The organism is Kineosporia sp. R_H_3 (assembly GCF_002198675.1).
Taxonomy (GTDB): domain Bacteria; phylum Actinomycetota; class Actinomycetes; order Actinomycetales; family Kineosporiaceae; genus R-H-3.
On the sequence record NZ_MWLL01000178.1, the window covers coordinates 58,947 to 77,497 of the forward strand.

The following is an 18,551-nucleotide window of genomic DNA, read 5'->3' on the forward strand; positions in this document are numbered from 1 at the left end:
CGCCGTCAGCCGAGCGGCGCCATCCGGCGCAGCAGGCTCCTCGACGCGCGGACGACGACGTCCCGGTCGTGCGTGACGACGTAGCGGAAGCGGCGGTCCCGGTCCCGGACCCCCGGGCACGTCGTGGCGTCGTCGAGGTCGAGCGCCACGAGCGCCCCGGCGAAGTGCGGGCCGAGGCAGGCGACGACCCACTGCCGGGCGAGCGGGTCGTCCGCCGCGAGGTCGGCCCCGCGCACGCCCGGGACCGGCTCCGCCCGCATCCCCGCGCCGAACGCGCCGACCAGGGAGCAGTGCTGCGCCAGCCGCCCGTAGCGGTCGGCGGTGGCCGGGGTGAAGTGCGTCGCGTCCTCGAAGGTCGACAGCACCACGGGCGGCTCCGCCGCGGTGAGCGGGTGCCGCTCCAGGTGGTGGCTGATCGGCAGCAGGAGCTCCTTGGTCGCCGCCCGCGAGGGCCTGCCGCGGACGGCGTCCCACGGGTCCGCCGGGTCCGTCCACGGTGCGCGGCCGAACGCGTGGTCGTGGCGGGCGGGCCGCATCCGGTCGGGGAGCTCCGCGGGCCGCCCGAACAGCCAGCCCTGGCCGAGGTGGGCGCCCAGGGCGAGCGCCCGGCGCAGGTGCTCCTCGGTCTCGATCCCCTCGGCGAGGACGAGGGCGCCCGACCTCTCGGCCTGCGCGTTGACCGCGTTGACGACGGCGGCGACGTCGTCGGTGGTCCGCTCCTGGACGAGCCGCAGGTCCAGCTTGACGACGTCGGGGTCGACGAGCGGCAGCAGCGCGAGCGACGCCGGGTCGGCCCCGACGTCGTCCATGGCGATCCCCCACCCGTGCCGGCGTGCCTGCTCCACGGTCGCGACGAGCGCGGCCGGGTCCGCGACGAGGGACCGCTCGGTCAGCTCGACGACGACCTGCAGGCGGTCCAGGGCCTGCTCGAGCAGGGCAGCCAGGTGGTCCGGCCAGGGCAGGCCCAGCCACCGCGGCTCCACGTTGACGAACAGGGGCACCGAGGCGGGGAGCCGGCGCCGCAGCGCGCCGCGGAACGCCGCCGCCTGGCAGCTCTGGTCCAGCAGCCCCTCGAGGCCGGCGGCCCGGGCCGCGGCGAAGAGCGCGGGCGGTGCCTCCAGTCCGGAGCCGGCGGGCCCACGTGCCAGTGCCTCGAACGCGACCGTCCGGCGGTCGACGAGGTCGACGATCGGTTGGTAGACGCTGCGCACGCCGGCGACCAGGGGCAGCACGGAGGCAGCCGCCCGCTCGCCGGATCCGGTCACCGCGCCCACCCGTGACCTATCGGCGCGCGGCGACCGCGGCTGAGCCGCCCGGTGCCCCGTGACGCCACCGGGCCGCCCCGATCACCCGTCCGGGGGCACGCGGCGCCCGGCGGCGTCACCGTGGGGCGGGGAGCCCGGGCTCAGGCGTCGGCGCCGTACAGCGCCGCGATGTCCTGCGAGCTCGCCCAGCCTCCGTAGGTCGGCCCCTGCGGCCAGCCCTCGGGCGAGTCCTGCCACTCCTCCCGCCGGCCGTAGGGCAGCAGGTCGATGAGAGCGAACGTGTAGCTGAGCTGCTCGGTGCCGCGGCCGTTCGTGTGCCAGGTGCGGTAGACCGCGTCGCCGTCCCGGAGGAACACGTTGACGGCGAACCCGCCGCCGGGCGGCGCGCCGACGTCCGTGCCGAACGGGCTGTTCGCCGTCGAGTACCAGGTCATGGTGTTGCCGACGCGCCTGCGGTAGGCGAGCGCCTCGTCGATCGGTCCCTGCGTCACGACGACGAACCGGGCGTCGTAGCCGGCGAGGACGTCCAGGCGGGTGAACTGGGCGGTGAACCCGGTGCAGCCGCCGCACTGCCAGGTCTCGCCGGGGAACCACATGTGGTTGTAGACGATGAGCTGGGACGCGCCGCCGAAGACGTCGGCGAGCCGGACCGGGCCCTCCTCGCCCTCGAGGGTGTAGTCGGGCATCCGGACCATCGGCAGCCGGCGGCGCTGCGCGGCGACGGCGTCGAGCTCGCGGGTCACCGCCTTCTCGCGGATCCGCAGCGCGTCGAGCTGACGCTGCCAGGTGGCGGCGTCGACGATCGGGGGCAGAGCGGTGGCGGACATGGTCCTCCTCGCCGGTCGGAGCGGGTCGCCGGGCGCGACCTCCCCGTGCAGACCGGCCCCGCACCACCGACTCATCGGCCCTGCGCGCGGCGTCACGCGCCGTGCGTCGTCACGGGACGATCGACCCGGGGACCGGCGGCACGACGGTGCCTAGGCTGGCCGCGCCCGCGCCGGACGGGAGGGTCCCCGTGTCCACACAGTCCACCGCTCAGTCCCCCGACCAGTCCCCCGACCGGTCCCCCGACCGGTCCCCCGGGAAGGCCGCCGCGCACCATCGGTACCCCGGTCTTCCCGCCGTCATCAACGGCAACGGGGCGGTCGCCCACGTCATGTCGCACGTGTGCGGCGGGGTCATCGGGTACCCGATCACGCCGTCCACCGAGATCTCCGAGCTCTTCGAGGCCGCCAGGGCCCAGGGCGGGCTCAACGTCTGGGGCAAGCACCCGTTCTTCTTCGAGCCCGAGGGCGAGCACTCGGCGCAGAGCGGCGCGCTGGGCGCGGCGCTGACCGGCGGGCAGTTCATCTCCAACGCGTCGTCGAGCCAGGGCATCCTCTACGCGATGGAGTCGCACTACGTCACCGTCGGCAAGAAGATCGGCGGTTTCGTGCTCCAGGTGGCGGCGCGCGTCGTCTCCAAGCACTCCCTCAACGTCATGGCGGGCCACGACGACGTCTACGCCCTGCTGTCGTCGGGGTACACGGTCCTGTTCGGGGCCAACCCGCAGGAGGCCGCCGACCTCGCCGCGATCGCCTACCGCACCTCGGCGCTGTCGCTGATCCCCGTCGCCAACGCCATGGACGGCTTCTCGACGAGCCACATGCTCAGCGAGGCGCTCATGCCGGAGCCCGAGCTGCTCCGCGAGTACCTCGGCGACCCGGCCGGCCGGATCCCGGCGCCGACCGTGGCGCAGGAGATCCTCTTCGGCGCCAAGGGTCGTGTGCACCAGCTGAAGAGCTACCTGGACCGGCACTCCGGCGACCTGCGCCCGGAGCACCTGGCCGCCCTCACCGACTGGCTCGACGCGAACGCGGAGGCCGTCGAGCCCGACGGCGCCGGAGACCTCGTCGAGCAGACGGAGCGCTGGGTCCCCGCTGACCTGCACGCGCAGTGGCGCCGGCAGTGGGTCAACGCGTTCGAGCGCGGCACCCGCCAGCTCGTGCCGGCGCTCGTCGACGTCAACAACCCCGGCCTGACCGGGCCGGTACAGAACCAGCCGGACTTCCAGGCCGGCTCGGTGGACCACCGGACGCACTTCGCCGCCGCCGTCCCGGACCTGGTGCGGCAGGCGATGTCGGAGTACTCCGGGCTCACCGGCCGGACGTACGCCCCCGTGCACACCTACGACTGCGACGACGCCGACTACGTCATGGTCGGGCTCGGGTCGGTGACGGACGACGTCCGCGCCGTCCTGCCGCACCTGCGCGCGCAGGGCCTCAAGGTCGGCCTGGTCGCCGTCAAGCTGCTCCAGCCCTTCCCCGAGGCGGAGGTCGTCGAGGCCCTGCGGGGCAAGAAGGCCGTCACCGTCCTCGAGCGGTCCGACCAGACCGCCCTCACCTCGTTCGTCACCCAGGCGCTCTTCCGGGCCCGGGAGAACGCCCGGACCGGCACCGACCGGCACCCGGGCGTGCCGCCGGCCGACGAGGTGCCGGTGCTGACGACCGCGATCTTCGGGCTCGGCGGCCACGACCTGCAGCCGCGGCACCTCGTCGCGGCGTTCGAGAACATGGCCGCCGGCGCCCCGGCACCGTTGGTGTACCTGGGGTCCCAGTTCTTCGACCCGGGCTCGCGGGGCCGGATGGCCGAGCTCCAGGAGCGGCTGCGGGCGGCGTACCCGGAGACCGAGCTCATGGCGCTGGAGACCGGGCCGAACCCGGTGCTGCTGCCGGAGTCGGCGATCCGGATCCGGTTCCACTCGGTCGGCGGCTACGGCACGATCGCGACCGGCAAGCTGCTCACCGACATCCTCGCCGGCGTGCTCGGCATGCACTCGAAGTCCGCCCCGAAGTACGGGTCGGAGAAGAGCGGCGCCCCGACGAACTACTACATCACCCTGAGCCCCGAACCGGTGCTGCTGACGAACGCCGAGCTCGAGGACGTCGAGGTGGTCATCTCGCCCGACCACCGGGCGTTCATCCACACCAACCCGCTCAAGGGTCTCGTCCCCGGCGGCACGTTCATCCTGCAGTCGAGCCTGAGCAACGAGGAGGTCTGGCGCGAGCTGCCGTCGTACGCGCGCCGGACGATCCGCGAGAAGCGGATCCGGCTGCTCGTCGTCGACGCCTTCAGCGTCGCCCGGCGGCACGCCCCGACCTCGGACCTCGAGACCCGGATGATGGGCATCGCCTTCATCGGCTCGGTCGCCGCGCACGTCGACCGGGTGTCGGCGGGTGCCGCCGAGGAGGTCATCCTCGACAAGGTGCACGCCCAGATCGTCAAGAAGTTCGGTCGCAAGGGCGACGCCGTCGTCGAGGGCAACATGGCGGTGATCCGGGACGGCATCGAGGCCACCCGGGTCGTCGACCTCGACTCCCCTGAGCTGCTCGCCCTCGACGACAAGCCGTTGCCGCGGACGTTGCTGGCCGGCACCGGCGTCTCGGCGTCGATGTGCTCGAGCACGACGGCCGCCGCGTCGAGCGGCCTGTTCGACCCCGCCTACTACGAGGACATCACAGCCCGCCCGTTCCGCGAGGGCACCATCGGCGAGGCACCGGTGTTCCCCGGCGCCGGGCTCTTCATGCCTGCGGGGACGGCGGCCCGCAAGGACAAGGGCCTGTTCCGCAGGACGGTTCCGAGCATCGACGTGAGCACGTGCACCGGCTGCATGGAGTGCGCGCTCGTCTGCCCGGACGCCGCGATCCCGAACACCGTGCACGAGGTGCACGAGCTGCTGCTCGCCGGGATCGCCGCCGTGGACGTCACCGACGCCCAGCGGGAGGCCCTGCGCGGCCTCGTCTACGGGCTCGCCGAACGGGTCCGGGCGGCGCTGCGCACCGACACCGAGGGCCGCCCGTTCCACCGGATCGTGGCGGACGTGGCGGGGGTCGGCGACGACGACCCCGTGCTGGCCCGCAACGTGGCCGCGGTGGTCGAGGTGCTCGCCGGCTTCCCGGTCGCGCGCACCCGGCCGTTCTTCGACGCCCCGGAGAAGGTCTCCCCGGGCAGCGGCGCGCTCTTCGCCGCCACCGTCGACCCGTGGAAGTGCACCGGCTGCCTGGAGTGCATCGAGGTCTGCGGCCCGGGCGCGCTGACGCCGACGGAGCAGGACGACGACGTGCTCGGCACGCTCCAGGCGCGCTTCACGTTCTCCGCCACGCTGCCGAACGCGCCGAGCCGGTTCCTCGAGGGCTCGACGACCCCGGACGGCGACATCAAGCGCCTGCTGCTCGACCGCTCGAACTACTACGCGACGACCGGCGGGCACGGCGGCTGCCGGGGCTGCGGCGAGGTCACCGCGCTGCGGCTGCTCATGTCGGTCAGCCACGCCCTCGGCGCGCAGCGCCGTCGCGCCCATCTGCGCGAGCTGGACGCTCTGCTCCACGGGCTCACCGCCAAGCGGGACGCCCTCGACCCGGCCGACACCACCCGGCGGGAGCGGATCTCCACGATCGTGGCGGCCCTCGAACGGCGGCTGTACCTCTACGAGGCCGGCCCCACCGGGAACGGCCCGGCGTCCACGGTGATCGCGAACGCGACCGGCTGCAGCAGCGTGTACGCCTCGACGATGCCGTTCAACTCCTACACCGACCCGTGGGTGAACAGCCTCTTCCAGGACGCCCAGCCGCTCGCGAAGGGCATCTTCGAGGGCCTGTCCGCCCAGCTCGTCCCCGACGTCCGGATGCTCCGGCTGGCCCGCCTCGAGCTCGAGGACGCCTACCGTGCCGACCTGCACGACCCGCAGCTGGACATGCTCTCCTGGGAGGAGTTCAGCACCGACGAGCTCGGTCTGCTCCCGACGGTGCTGACGATCGGCGGCGACGGCGCGAGCTACGACATCGGGTTCGGCGCGATGTCCCGGATCCTCGCCAGCGACACCCCGATGAAGGTCCTGGTGCTCAACTCCGGCGTGTACTCCAACACCGGTGGCCAGGCGTCGACGGCGAGCTTCACCGGCCAGGACTCCGACCTCGCCCGGTTCGGCAGCGCCGCGACCGGCAAGCACGAGAACCGCAAGGAGCTCGGCCTGCTCGCGTCCTTCCACCCGCACGTGCTGGTCGTCGCGACGAGCACGGCGTTCCAGGCGCACTTCCTGCGCAACGCCACCGAGCTCGTCACGTACACCGACGGCCCGGCCGTGATGGACGTCTACACCCCGTGCGGGTCCGAGCACGGCGTCCCGGAGGCGGCGTCCAACGCGCGGGCCCGGCTCGCGGTCGAGAGCCGGATGAACCCGCTGTTCGTCCACGACCCGCGCCGCGGGGCCTCTCCCGAAGAGGCGTTCTCCGTCGAGGGGAACCCGGACCCGGAGGCGGACTGGACGACGACCACGCTGCAGTACCTCGACGAGAACGGCGACGTGCAGCTCATGACGACGCCGCTCACCCCGGCCGAGTTCGCACTGGGCGAGACCCGGTTCAAGAAGCAGTTCCGCACCCTCGCGGCCGACCTCGAGCCGGTCGCCGTCCCGATCCACGAGTACGTCGACATGCCGTCCGGGCTGCGCGCCGGCACCGTCCCGTTCGTCTGGGCGACCGACGAGGAGCGGCACCTGACGAAGGTCGTGTGCTCGTCGTCCGTCGTCGGGCTCGTCGAGGAGCGGCGCCGCTACTGGCGGACGCTGCAGTTCCTCTCCGGCATGCACGAGACCCGGCTCACCGCGGCGCACCGGGCCGAGCTCCAGCAGCTGCAGGCGCGCTACGAGGAGGCGGTCCGGCTGCGCGAGGCGTCGCTCGACGACATCGCGCGGGCGATGACCGAGCTCGCGTCGTCGACCGCCGTGCCGTCGGCCCCCGCCGCCGCACCGGCCGGCGCGTTCGGCGGCCCGGCCCCGGCGGCCGCCGCCGCGACCGCGGCACCAGCAGGGTCGACCGTCCTGACGGCCGGCCCGGTCTTCCTCGACCCGGCCGACGAGCCGCTCTGCAACGACTGCGGCACCTGCTACCAGGAGCTGCCGCAGTTCTTCCAGAAGGCGACGGTCGTCATCGACGGCGAGGCCCGGACGGTCGCCCGGATGATCCCCGGTGCCGTCGACACGGTCGAGGTCACCCCGGAGATCCGCAAGCGGATCGACCGTGTGCGGGCGAACTGCGACGCGGAGATCATCCGGTGACGGCCGGCCCGCCGCCCGGGGGCCCGGCCGCCGACGCGGTCGGCCCCGAGGACCTGCGGCACTACCTCGACGCCCGCAGCACCCTCGAGCAGACCCGCGCCCGGGTCGAGGTGCTCGAGCACTCCGAGCCGGTGGAGACCTTCAACCGCCAGCTCGACCTGCTCAAGCGGCGCCTCGTCGCCCAGCCGCAGGCCTTCCGCGAGATGTTCATCGCCGACGGCATGCAAGCGGTCGCACTGGAGTTCCGGCAGCCCGAGCTGGGCGACGACTTCGTCCGCGCGATGTGGGCGACCCTGCTCCGCGGCGACGACGCGGCCAAGGTGCTCATGCGGTTCGTGTGGGGCCTCAACCTCGGCATGAAGCGCAAGTTCGTCCGTGGGCTCGACCGCTGCTTGTCCGAGCGGTACCCGATGTTCGACGGGCTGTCCCGGGACTGGCCGGCGGGCAACAGCATCCCGCCGTACATCCGCGACGCGCAGGAGCGCGAGCACGACTTCGGGCTCGTCAACCAGGGGTACCAGGGCTACCTGACCCTCGGGTACACCACCGCCGAGGTCGACCTGTTCGTCTGGTTGGAGGCGTTGCGGGACAAGCAGTGCGAGGAGAAGCCGTGCGAGATCGGCATCCTCCTCGCCGGCCGCCGGGAGCCCAAGGGCGGCTGCCCGGTGAAGATCCACATCCCGCGCGTCCTCGAGCTCGTCGGGACCGGCCGGTTCCGCGAGGCGATGGAGCTCATCGAGTCGGCCAACCCGCTGCCGGACGTCACCGGCCGGGTCTGCCCGCAGGAGCTGCAGTGCCAGGGCGTCTGCATCCAGAACAAGATGCCGATCGCGATCGGCCAGCTCGAGTGGTTCCTCCCCGAGCGCGAGAAGCGGCTGCACCCCGATGCCGCGACGGACCGGTTCGCCGGCCGGCGCGACCCGTGGGATGTCGCCGCGCGGCCGCCGGTGGCGATCGTCGGCTCCGGGCCGTCCGGCCTCATCAACGCCTACCTGCTCGGCGCCGAGGGCTTCCCGGTCACGGTGTTCGAGGCCTTCCACGCGCTCGGCGGCGTGCTGCGCTACGGGATCCCCGAGTTCCGGCTGCCCAACGACCTCATCGACGACGTCGTCGGCAAGATCCGGCTGCTCGGCGGCAAGTTCGTGCCGAACTTCGTCGTCGGCAAGACCGCGACCCTGGAGGAGCTGCGCGCGGCCGGCTTCTGGAAGATCTTCGTCGGCTCCGGCGCCGGCCTCCCGCGGTTCATGAACGTCCCCGGCGAGCACCTGCTCAACGTGATGTCCGCCAACGAGTTCCTCACCCGGGTCAACCTCATGCAGGGCCAGCGGGCGGACTACGAGACCCCGCTGCCGGACGTCGAGGGCAGGCAGGTGCTCGTCATCGGCGGCGGCAACACCGCGATGGACGCCGCCCGCACCGCACGCCGGCTCGGCGGCGAGGTGACGATCGTCTACCGCCGGACGCAGAAGGAGATGCCGGCCCGCGTCGAGGAGCTGCACCACGCCCTCGAGGAGGAGATCGCGCTGTCCGTGCTGCGCTCCCCCGCGGAGTTCCTCGGCGACCCGGCGACGAACTTCGTCACCGGGGCCGTCCTCGACGTCATGGAGCTCGGCCGGCCGGACGCGTCCGGACGACGCAGCCCGGTCGTCACCGGCGCCCAGGAGACGGTGGCCGCGGACCTCGTCATCATGGCGCTCGGCAACGCGGCGAACCCGATCATCAAGGACTCCGAGCCCCGGCTCCACACCTCGAAGTGGGGCACCATCGACCTCGACCACGACGGGTCGCAGGAGACCACGCTGCCCGGCGTCTACACCGGCGGCGACGCCGCCCGCGGCGGGTCGACGGCGATCATGGCGGCGGGCGACGGGCAGGCGGCCGCCCGCGAGATCATCGGTGCGATCGACCTCGAGCCGGCCGCCGTCCGCGAGATGGTCGCGCGGGCCCGGGAGTACTCCGACGTCGCGGCGACCTCGCAGCGGATCCTGCACAAGGCCGAGCTGAGCGACGGGATCGACGAGTTCGTCGTCCGCTCGCCGCTCGTCGCGCACGCCGCGCAGGCCGGCCAGTTCGTCCGGGTGCTGCCGTGGGAGCACGGCGAGCTGATCCCGCTGACCCTCGCCGACTGGGACGCCGACTCCGGGACCATCTGCCTCGTCGTCCAGGGCGTCGGGACGAGCAGCATCGAGATCAACCGGATGGGCGTCGGCGACTCGTTCGCCGGCATCGCAGGTCCGCTCGGCCGCGCCAGCGAGATCCACCGGCACGAGCCGGGGACGACGGTCGTCTTCACCGCGGGCGGCCTCGGCCTGCCGCCGGTGTACCCGATCATGCGCGAGCACCTGCGCGCCGGGAACCACGTCACGCTGGTGACGGGCTTCCGCAGCGCCGGCCTCATGTTCTGGCTCGGTCCGGACGAGCGGGTCGGCCGGCTGCAGGCCGAGTTCGGCGACCTGCTCGACGTCGTCGTCACCACGAACGACGGGACGTACGGCGTGCCGGGCTTCGTCACCGGCCCTCTGGAGCAGATGCTCGAGGCGAACCGGCACGGCGAGGGACGCCGCGTCGCCGAGGTGGTGACGATCGGGCCGCCGCTCATGATGCGTGCGGTGAGCGACCTGTGCCGGCGGTTCGGCGCCCCCTGCGTCGCGAGCCTCAACTCGATCATGGTCGACGCCACCGGCATGTGCGGCGCCTGCATGGTGCCGGTCGTCGTCGACGGCAAGATGGTGCGCAAGCACGCCTGCATCGACGGCCCGGAGATCGACGCCGCCATCATCGACTGGGAGAAGTTCCTCCCGCGGTTCGGTCAGTTCCGCAACCAGGAGCAGCGGAGCCGGGCCCAGCACGGGCTGTGAGCAGGGCGACCACCTCGTCGTCGCCGACCGCGGAGAAGTCGTCGTAGTACTGCCCGACGGAGCCGAACCGTCGCGCCGCCCGCAGGCACACGACCTCGTCGGCACCGGGCACCGCCGTCGAGAGCCCCACCGGGGCCACCGGCACCGCCAGCACGACGGTCGAGGCCCCGAGCGCCCGGACGGCCTCGCACGCGACCCGGGCCGTGGCCCCGGTCGCGATGCCGTCGTCGACGACGACCGCGACGCGGCCTCGCAGGCCCGGACGGGGCCGCCCGCGCCGGAGCCTCCCGACGCGCTCCTCGAGCGCACGCCGTTCGCGGTCCTCCACCGCCCGCCACTGCGCCCGGGTGATCCGCGCCCGCGCGACCAGGACCTGGTCCACCACCCGGAAACCGCCCTCCCCGATCGCGCCCATCGCCAGCTCGGGCTGGGACGGCAGGCCGAGCTTGCGGACGACGACGACGTCGAGCGGGGCCCCGAGGGCGTCCGCCACCTCCGCCGCGACCGGGACGCCGCCCCGGGGCAGCCCGAGGACGACGACATCGCGGCCGCGCAGGTGCTCCAGCCGCCGGGCGAGCCGGCGGCCGGCGTCCACCCTGTCGCGGAACTTCTGCACGGTCGCCGTCAGCTGCGACGGATCTCCGCGTCGACGTCCGCCTCGCTGATGGGCTTGCGCACGAAGGTGTCCCAGAAGCTGAGGACGACCCCCAGGCCCCATCCGCCGATGACCCAGACCGGCCAGAAGTAGCCCCTGCCCGTCAGGGCCCAGACCCCGACGAGGAAGCTGTTGACCACCACGTAGGCCACGAGCCCGGACGTCCAGGCCCGCTTCTTCTCCAGGCGCCTGCGCGCCGCGTGGCGGTCATCGCCCGTTCGCAGTGCCGTGGCACCCGCGGTCTCGGGCATCTCGTCGTCGAACTCGTTCTGCATCGCCGGTCACCTCCGGTACGCCGCGGCGTCCACGACCTGCGGACGCACGCGTCCACCCTCCATCGTCACCGGCGCACCGGGCCGTGACCAGGGGCCAACGGTCCACGGACGGCGACGAGGCCGCGGAGCGCGTCGATGAGCGGCTGGGCGTGGATCGACTTCAGGACGACGGCGTCGACCCCGGCGTCGAGGGCCTCCCTCGTCCGCGCGGGCGTCAGGTCCGTCGTGTAGATCAGGAGGGCGACGGAGGGGGTCTCGCGCGACAGGGTCCGGCACAGGTCCACCCCGAGACCGTCGGGCAGCCGGTTGTCGATGACCGCGACGCGCGGGAGGTGCCGCACGATGCTCTGCCGGGCGTCCCGCACGGTGCCTGCGGTGTCGAGCACGCGGAACCCGGCCGCTGCGAGCGTCTCGGCGACCATCTCCCGGATGCCCCGGTGGTCCTCGACGAGCACGACGCTCGTCGGCTCCGTGGTCCCGGACGGTCGCACGTCCACGTCGCTCATGACGGACCTCGCATCCTCTGGGTCGACGACGACCGGCGATGCGGGATCTGGGCAGCACGAGTCGAACCCGGCCCACGCTAGGCCGCGACGCGGATGTCCCGGAAGCGACCATTGTCCTAGGCCAGGGCACCGCGAGCGGCGCAAGGTGGCGGGTACGGCGCCGGCGACTTGTTCTCGACGGCCTGCTGGGGTTGACTCGACGACGCCGGTCGCGACGCCGGACATCTGCGATCGGAGCACCATGGATCCTCGGGACGAGACCGGTGCCCGGGTCGGAGAACGTCGGTGACGCCGCCTCGGCGCGAGTCGATCCTCGCCGCGCTGGCCGGAGGCGGAACCGGGTCACTGCCGGAGCGGCTGTGCCGTTCGGCGGCTGCGGAGGTACCGGTGGACGGGGCATCCCTGTCGGTGATGAACCAGACCGTCCCTGCGGGGGCGGTCGCGAGCTCGGACCCGTTGGCTGCACTCCTGGAGGAGCTGCAGTTCTCGTTGAACGAAGGGCCGTGCGTCGACGCCGCCACGTGGCGCCGGCCGGTCCTCGAACCGGACGTCAGGATGCTCCCGGCCGGCCGCTGGCCGGCCCTGCTCGCCCCGCTGGGGGACACCCCGATCCGGGCGGTGTTCGCGTTCCCCCTGCAGATCGGTGAGATCCGGCTCGGCGTCATGGACCTGTACCGCAAGCACCCCGGCCAGCTGTCCGACCCCGAGCTGAACACCGCTCTGGCGTACGCCGACGCCGCCACGAACGTCCTGCTGTCGGGCCGGGGCGACGACGACGACGTCCCGGACCTGCTCCTGGACCCGGTCCGGCACCGGGCCAAGGTGCACCAGGCCACCGGGATGGTCATGGTCCAGGCCGCGGTGACGATCGACGAGGCGTTCAGCCTGCTGGTGGCCCGCAGCTACGCGGAGGACCGGCCCCTCATGGACGTCGCCGACGACGTGGTCGCGCGCAGGATGCGCTTCGCGCCCGTGGTCGCCGACCCGTCGAGAGGGCAGCCGGACCCAGGTGGTGAGGGCAGGGCGCGGTCATGAGCGACGAGCGACCTGACGCAGGGACCTCCACGGCGCGGCGCAGCGCGTCCCGCGAGGAGCAGATCACCGACGCCTTCGTCGCCATCGCCGACACGTTGGTCGCCGGGTTCGACGTCGCCGACTACATGGACGCGCTCGCCACCAGGTGCCGCGACCTGCTGCACGTCGACGCCGTCGGGCTGCTCCTCGCCGATGTCTACGGCCGTCCGCAGGTGGCCGCGACGTCCAGCCACCGGGCACAGCTGCTCGAGGTCTTCGAGATCCAGTCCGACACCGGGCCCTGCGTGGAGTGCCTGCGCACCGGGGCGACGATCGCCGAGGTCGACGCCGAGGGGACCGACCCGGCCGGGACCGGCCGCTGGCCCGAGTTCACCCGGCTGCGGCGCGAGCACGGGTTCGGGTCGGTGTACGCCGTCCCGATGCGGCTGCGCGACGACGTGATCGGGGCCCTGAACCTGTTCCGCACCAGCCCGACCGCGCTCGACCCGATGGACCTGCGCCTCGCCCGGGGGATGGCCGACCTCGCGGCCATCGGTCTGATCCAGGAACGCGCCATCCACGACAGCCGTGCCCTGGCCGCCCAGCTGCAGACCGCGCTGAACACCCGGATCCGGATCGAGCAGGCCAAGGGCGTCCTCGCCGAGCGTCTCGGGCTGGAGATGGACGACGCGTTCGAGGCGATCCGACGCTACGCCCGCGCCCACCACCTGCGCCTCGCGGACGTCACCGAGCAGATCCTCACCAGCACGCTGCAGGCGCCGATGCCCGGCCCTCCGGCGCCGGGCCCTGCGGAGCCGACGCCTTAGCGGGCCGGGCTTCCCGCCCGGGGCGGACGGGTCCTCGGTCCGATGGACGGCGTCCGTCGCCGGCGCGTAAGGTCGACACAGGTGCAGGACGCGCGCGTCCCGGCACCTTCCCCGGAGCCCAGATCACGCTCCGACCCTCGACCTCCCCCGGCTGAGCCGTCCGCGCTGTCGCGCGCCCTCCCGGGTGCTGGTCGACCACGACCGCCGCCGGCAGCGACGCGGGGCCGCCCCCCATGCCCGCTCGCTGCCGGCGGCCCTGTCCCCCGCCACCCCGGTGGTCCGGCGCCGGTGCGCTCCGCCGGTGCCGGCGTGCGCACGTCCAAGGTCCCCGCCCGGGCGGCCCGCCGAGACCGACGATGAGTGGTGAGGTCGGCCGCCGGGACGGGAGGGCCGGATCATGACGTGGGACCTGGGCCTGCGAGGTGCGGGACTGCTGCTTCTCCTGTCGGGGGCGTTCGGCGTCGCCACGCACCTGGTGTGGGGCCGCCCGGCCCCGCGGTACCTGTGGTCGGCCGCCTGGGCGGCGTACGCCGTTCTCGGTGCGCTCGTCAGCGAGTGGTGGTTCGGCTGGGCGACCAAGGAGGATCTCCAGCCGAACGTCGACGGCCTCTCGGTCGACGAGACGCTCCTGCTCGGGGGCGTCGTGCCGTTCGCGGTCGTCGCGCTCGTCCGCGTGGTGGTGCGGCGCCGGTCCCGGACCGCGTCCACCGACCGCGGTCGCGCCGGCGGTCGACGCGCCTGAGCGACTGCGCCGTCCGGCCCCGCCCGGTCAGGAGGCGGCGCGCTCGCGGCCCTCGGCGAAGAAGGCCGCCATGGCGGCGACGTCCGGCAGGTCCTCGACGGGGCGCGCCGCTCCGAACGGCGCGTTCCAGAAGTCGCCCGTGCGCAGCGTCCAGGGGCCGACGTAGGCGTACGGCGAAGGGTGGTAGCCGTCGCCCGGCGACAGGCCGTAGTTGACCTGGTCGAGGGTGATGCCCACGTCGAAGTGCTCCGGCCACAGGATCGGCGACGACTCCGGGGCCAGCACCCGCAGCGCGGCGTCCCCGCGGGCCCAGCAGTCCGCGAGGTGTGCGGCCGCCGCGGCGTCGACGACGACCTCCTCGTCGGGGTCGATGCCCGTGACGTCGGTATAGAGGTCGACGGCGACGCCGACGTCGACCCCTGCGGCATCGGCGAGGCCGCGGTAGGTCCCCGCGAGCGGGACGCTCCCGCCGTCGAAGCGCAGCGTCGTCCCGTCGACGTGCAGCGGCAGGTGCAGCCCGCGGAACCCGCCCGGCGCGACGAGCAGCCGGATCGTGTCGAACCGTCGGTGCTGCGGCCCGGCGACGACCATCTCGGCGACGCCGTGCAGCGAGCGGCGGGTCGTGGCGAGCACGCCCGCGTCGATCTCGGTCCCGGTGCCCATGGTGGTCCTCCTGGAGTCGGTGTAACGATCATGCCCCTCACGGGGACGTCGACGGTGTCGTCCTCCGTCGGTCAGGGAGCGTTACATGAAGAGCACCGCGCACGTGCCGATCGCCCGGCTCGCCGATCTGGTGGACGACGTCCCCGCAGGTGCCGAGGCCGACGGCGTCGAACTGGTCCTCGTGCGCCGCGGCGGCACCGTCCACGTCTTCGAGGGCCGGTGCCCGCACCGGGGGGCGCTGCTCGCCGACGGCCGGGTGCAGGGGCCCGACCTCGTGTGCGGTGTCCACGGCTGGGACTTCCGCCTCGACACGGGCGTCTCGGCGTACGCGCCCGAGGAGAGCATCCACAAGTTCACGGCCTCGGTCGTCGACGGCCGGGTCGTCGTCGACGCCGCCGACCTCGCGGCCTTCCGGGCGGCGCGGCCGGCGCAGCGGCTCGTGCCCACCTACGACCGGCTCTTCGACGACCCCCACCAGGACACCCCGGAGGAGCCGTACGTCTCGGAGATCCATGCGCTCGCGCGCAACGGGTTGAGCGGACCGCACGGCAAGGTCGCGGCGATGGGCGTCCCCCGCACCGAGCTGCCCCGGTGGGACGACCTCCAGGTCCTCACCGCCCAGCTGCACCGTTTTCCGCTGCTGGACGACGCACCCGTCGACACCGCGGTGACGATCGGCCCGGCGGCGGCGCGGCCGCTGCACCTCGACATCCCGGTCTTCGTGTCGGACATGAGCTTCGGCGCGCTCTCCCAGGAGGCCAAGACGGCGCTCGCCCGCGGGGCGGAGGCGGCCGGGACGGCGATCTGCTCCGGCGAGGGCGGCATGCTGCCCGAGGAGAAGGCCGAGTCGTCCCGGTACCTCTACGAGCTCGCGTCGGGGCGGTTCGGATGGGACGAGGCGGTGCTCGACCAGGTGCAGGCGCTGCACCTCAAGCTCGGCCAGGGCGCCAAGACCGGGACCGGCGGCCACCTGCCGGGGAGCAAGGTCGTCGGCCGGATCGCCGACGTCCGCGGCCTCCCGGAGGGCACACCGGCCGTGTCACCGGCCCGGTTCACCGACTGGACGACGCTGCTCGACGCCCGGGCTCTCGTCGACCGGGTCCGGGAGCGCTCGGGCGGGATCCCGGTCGGGGTGAAGATGTCCGCCCAGCACGTCGAGGCGGACCTCGACGCCGCGCTCGACCTCGGTGTCGACTACGTGATCCTCGACGGCAGGGGCGGCGGCACCGGCGCGGCGCCGACGATCTTCCGGGACACGATCAGCGTCCCGACGATGGCCGCGCTCGCGCGCGCCCGGCGGCACCTCGACGTCTCGGGCGCCCGGCACGTCACGCTCGTCGCGACCGGCGGCTTCCGCCGCCCGGCCGACGTCGTCAAGGCGCTCGCGCTCGGCGCGGACGCCGTCGCCGTCTCGAACATCGCGCTCCAGGCGATCGGCTGCGTCGGCATGCGGGCCTGCCACACCGACAACTGCCCGGTCGGGATCGCCACCCAGAAGCCGCACCTGCGCGCCCGGCTCCCCGTGCAGCGGGCGGCCGAGCAGCTCACCCGCTACCTCGGCGCGATGACCGAGCTCATGGTCGTGCTCGCGCGGGCGTGCGGCCACGACTCGTTGAGCGGCTTCACCCCCAGAGACCTCACCAGCGCCAGACGCGACGTCGCCGACCTCGTCGGCGTCTCCTACGCAGGAGTGACCCGATGAGCACCGACCCGACCACCGACGACGGCGCCGGCCGCTGGCACCGGCTGGACGCCGTCCCCGACGAGGGCCGGGTGCAGACCTCGACCGTCGACGGCCGCAGCATCGCGCTGACCCGCTGCCGCGGCCGGGTCGGGGCGCTCGACAACCACTGCCCGCACCAGGGCGGCCCGCTCGGCGAGGGCTCGATCGAGGGCGGTCTGCTGCGCTGCCCGTGGCACGGCTACGACTACGACCCGCTGACCGGCAGGCCGCCGGCCGGGTTCTCGGACGCCGTCCCCGCCTTCCCCGTCGACGAGCGGGACGACGGCACGTACGTCTACCTCCCCGAGCCGCCGGCCCCCGCCCGGACCGTCTCGGACGTCCTCGTCGAGACCCTCGTGGCCTGGGGTGTCGACGTCGTCTTCGGGATGGTCGGGCACTCCAACCTCGGCTTCGCCGACGCGCTGCGGCGCGCCGAGGAGCGCGGCGACCTGCGGTTCGTCGGCATCCGGCACGAGGGCGCGGCGTCCTTCGCGGCGTCCGCGTACGGCAAGCTCACCGGCCGCCCGGCGGCCTGCTTCGCGATCGCCGGCCCCGGCTCGACGAACCTGCTCACCGGGCTCTACGACGCGAAGCTGGACGGCGCCCCGGTACTCGCCGTGAGCGGCCAGGTGCCGTCGAAGGTGCTGGGGCGCGGGGCCTTCCAGGACGTCGACCTGTCGGCGGTGTTCCGCGACGTGGCCCTGTCGACCGTCACCCTCACCAGCGCGTCGAACCATGCCGAGCTCGCGGCGACCGCGGTCAAGCGCGCCGTCGACGGCCGCGGCGTGGCCCACCTCGTGCTGCCCGACGAGGTGCAGGACGTGCCGTCCGACGCAGCCGCGGGCGAGCCCGACGGCCGGCGCGCGCCGCGCGCCGTCCGGCCCGACCCGGCCGCCCTCGCCGCGGCGGCCGACCTGCTGCGGGCGGCCCGCCGTCCGGTCCTCGTCGTCGGCCAGGGCGCCCGGGACGCGCACCGCGAGGTGCGGGCGCTCGCCGAGCGGCTGCGCGCCCCCGTGCTCACGACGTTCCGCGCCAAGGGCCTCCTGCCGGACACCCACCCGCTCGGCGGCGGCGTCCTCGGCCGGTCCGGGACGCCGGTCGCGTCGTGGCTCATGAACGAGGCCGACCTGCTGCTCGTCGTCGGTGCGTCGTTCTCGAACCACACCGGGATCGCGCCGTACAAGCCGATCGTCCAGATCGACGACACCCCCGCTGCGATCGGCCGCTTCGACGCCGTCGCCGTCGGCGTCCTCGGCGATGCGGCGGTCACCGTGGGCGCGCTGGACGAGGCGACCGCGGACGGCGTCGCGGCGCGCGACCAGCGCCCGGACGTCGAGGCCCGGTGGCGGATCTGGCGGGCGGAGAAGTCCCGGCGGGCGCACGACGACCGCGGGCGCGGTGTGCCGAGCGCCGCCGTGTTCGCGGCGCTGGGCACGCACTGCCCGGCGGACGCCGTCATCGCCGTGGACGTCGGCAACCACGCCTACTCGTTCGGCCGCTACTTCGAGAGCGCCGGCCAGCCGGTGCTCATGTCGGGCTACCTCGGCTCGATCGGCTTCGGCTACCCGGCGGCGATGGGTGCGTGGGCCGCGGACCCGGCCCGCACCGTCGTCGCCGTGACCGGTGACGGCGGCTTCGGCCAGTACCTCGCCGAGCTGACGACGGCGGTGAAGCACGGCATGGGGATCAAGCACGTCCTGCTCGACAACGGCACCCTCGGCAAGATCAGCAAGGAGCAGCTCGCCGCCGGCCACCCGGTCTGGCAGACCTCGCTCGTCAACCCGGACTTCGCCCGGTACGCCGAGCTCTGCGGCGCGACCGGGATCAGCGTACGGAGCACCGACGATCTGGACGACGGGATGCAGCGGCTCTTCGAGACCGAGGGCCCGGCGCTGCTGCACGTGCACTCGGACGGCGACCTCGTGTGAC

Annotated in this window: 13 protein-coding genes; 7 read left to right on the forward strand and 6 right to left on the reverse strand. The window is 73.8% G+C overall.

What is annotated here, in order from left to right:
* Positions 1–5: 5 nt before the first annotated feature.
* Together ECOMGDLI_RS19690 and ECOMGDLI_RS19695 are read right to left on the reverse strand one after the other, a co-directional pair.
* Positions 6–1,265 (reverse strand): EAL domain-containing protein, encoded by a 1,260-nt coding sequence (locus ECOMGDLI_RS19690; protein ID WP_198955024.1) that lies wholly within the window; start codon positions 1,263–1,265, stop codon positions 6–8.
* Positions 1,266–1,405: 140 nt separating this feature from the next.
* A complete protein-coding gene (locus tag ECOMGDLI_RS19695; protein WP_088318588.1) occupies positions 1,406–2,092 on the reverse strand; it encodes a DUF899 family protein in 687 nt (228 codons plus the stop codon).
* A 329-nt stretch (positions 2,093–2,421) separates the two neighbouring features.
* On the opposite strand from ECOMGDLI_RS19695, the gene ECOMGDLI_RS19700 reads away from it, so the two are divergent.
* Together ECOMGDLI_RS19700 and ECOMGDLI_RS19705 are read left to right on the forward strand one after the other, a co-directional pair.
* Positions 2,422–7,359, forward strand: a complete 4,938-nt coding sequence (locus ECOMGDLI_RS19700; RefSeq protein WP_088318649.1) for a 2-oxoacid:acceptor oxidoreductase family protein — start codon at positions 2,422–2,424, stop codon at positions 7,357–7,359.
* Positions 7,356–10,217: a sulfide/dihydroorotate dehydrogenase-like FAD/NAD-binding protein gene (locus ECOMGDLI_RS19705; protein WP_198955026.1), complete on the forward strand. Its 2,862-nt coding sequence runs from the start codon at positions 7,356–7,358 to the stop codon at positions 10,215–10,217. Before ECOMGDLI_RS19700 ends, ECOMGDLI_RS19705 begins: the two co-directional genes overlap by 4 nt.
* Here the strand turns inward: ECOMGDLI_RS19705 and ECOMGDLI_RS19710 are convergent.
* From ECOMGDLI_RS19710 to ECOMGDLI_RS34755, 3 genes are all read right to left on the reverse strand, one after another.
* On the reverse strand, positions 10,135–10,833 hold the full coding sequence (locus ECOMGDLI_RS19710; RefSeq protein ID WP_198955027.1) for a phosphoribosyltransferase: 699 nt from the start codon (positions 10,831–10,833) through the stop codon (positions 10,135–10,137). The genes ECOMGDLI_RS19705 and ECOMGDLI_RS19710 overlap by 83 nt on opposite strands.
* Before the next feature lie 8 nt (positions 10,834–10,841).
* Positions 10,842–11,147 (reverse strand): 2TM domain-containing protein, encoded by a 306-nt coding sequence (locus ECOMGDLI_RS19715; RefSeq protein WP_088318590.1) that lies wholly within the window; start codon positions 11,145–11,147, stop codon positions 10,842–10,844.
* Between the two features lie 65 nt (positions 11,148–11,212).
* Entirely contained in the window at positions 11,213–11,653 is a 441-nt protein-coding gene (locus ECOMGDLI_RS34755; RefSeq protein WP_158221073.1) for a response regulator, read from the reverse strand.
* 285 nt (positions 11,654–11,938) lie between these two features.
* Between ECOMGDLI_RS34755 and ECOMGDLI_RS19725 the strand changes: the two genes are divergently transcribed.
* The 3 genes from ECOMGDLI_RS19725 to ECOMGDLI_RS19735 all read left to right on the forward strand — a co-directional run bounded on the left by ECOMGDLI_RS19725 (position 11,939) and on the right by ECOMGDLI_RS19735 (position 14,236).
* The gene (locus ECOMGDLI_RS19725) at positions 11,939–12,688 is read left to right on the forward strand and encodes a GAF and ANTAR domain-containing protein (RefSeq protein ID WP_369812772.1); all 750 of its coding nucleotides are present in this window, start codon (positions 11,939–11,941) and stop codon (positions 12,686–12,688) included.
* Positions 12,685–13,494 (forward strand): GAF and ANTAR domain-containing protein, encoded by an 810-nt coding sequence (locus ECOMGDLI_RS19730; protein ID WP_088318593.1) that lies wholly within the window; start codon positions 12,685–12,687, stop codon positions 13,492–13,494. Before ECOMGDLI_RS19725 ends, ECOMGDLI_RS19730 begins: the two co-directional genes overlap by 4 nt.
* A 397-nt stretch (positions 13,495–13,891) precedes the next feature.
* Positions 13,892–14,236 (forward strand): hypothetical protein, encoded by a 345-nt coding sequence (locus tag ECOMGDLI_RS19735; protein WP_088318594.1) that lies wholly within the window; start codon positions 13,892–13,894, stop codon positions 14,234–14,236.
* A 27-nt stretch (positions 14,237–14,263) separates the two neighbouring features.
* Here the strand turns inward: ECOMGDLI_RS19735 and ECOMGDLI_RS19740 are convergent, their stop codons facing one another.
* Complete coding sequence (locus ECOMGDLI_RS19740; protein ID WP_088318595.1) at positions 14,264–14,899, reverse strand: hypothetical protein; 636 nt, start codon at positions 14,897–14,899, stop codon at positions 14,264–14,266.
* An 85-nt stretch (positions 14,900–14,984) separates the two neighbouring features.
* Here ECOMGDLI_RS19740 and ECOMGDLI_RS19745 point away from each other — a divergent pair, with 85 nt between their 5' ends.
* The gene (locus ECOMGDLI_RS19745) at positions 14,985–16,601 is read left to right on the forward strand and encodes a glutamate synthase-related protein (RefSeq protein WP_088318596.1); all 1,617 of its coding nucleotides are present in this window, start codon (positions 14,985–14,987) and stop codon (positions 16,599–16,601) included.
* Positions 16,598–18,550, forward strand: a complete 1,953-nt coding sequence (locus ECOMGDLI_RS19750; RefSeq protein WP_088318597.1) for a thiamine pyrophosphate-binding protein — start codon at positions 16,598–16,600, stop codon at positions 18,548–18,550. Before ECOMGDLI_RS19745 ends, ECOMGDLI_RS19750 begins: the two co-directional genes overlap by 4 nt.
* Position 18,551: the final 1 nt, after the last annotated feature.

Coding starts and splice junctions, on each gene's coding strand:
- ECOMGDLI_RS19700 (WP_088318649.1), top strand. CDS start 2,422: ATGTCGCACGTGTGCGGCGGGGTCATCGGGTACCCGATCACGCCGTCC.
- ECOMGDLI_RS19695 (WP_088318588.1), bottom strand. CDS start 2,092: ATGTCCGCCACCGCTCTGCCCCCGATCGTCGACGCCGCCACCTGGCAG.
- ECOMGDLI_RS19750 (WP_088318597.1), top strand. CDS start 16,598: ATGAGCACCGACCCGACCACCGACGACGGCGCCGGCCGCTGGCACCGG.
- ECOMGDLI_RS19735 (WP_088318594.1), top strand. CDS start 13,892: ATGACGTGGGACCTGGGCCTGCGAGGTGCGGGACTGCTGCTTCTCCTG.
- ECOMGDLI_RS19730 (WP_088318593.1), top strand. CDS start 12,685: ATGAGCGACGAGCGACCTGACGCAGGGACCTCCACGGCGCGGCGCAGC.
- ECOMGDLI_RS19740 (WP_088318595.1), bottom strand. CDS start 14,899: ATGGGCACCGGGACCGAGATCGACGCGGGCGTGCTCGCCACGACCCGC.
- ECOMGDLI_RS34755 (WP_158221073.1), bottom strand. CDS start 11,653: ATGAGCGACGTGGACGTGCGACCGTCCGGGACCACGGAGCCGACGAGC.
- ECOMGDLI_RS19715 (WP_088318590.1), bottom strand. CDS start 11,147: ATGCAGAACGAGTTCGACGACGAGATGCCCGAGACCGCGGGTGCCACG.
- ECOMGDLI_RS19745 (WP_088318596.1), top strand. CDS start 14,985: ATGAAGAGCACCGCGCACGTGCCGATCGCCCGGCTCGCCGATCTGGTG.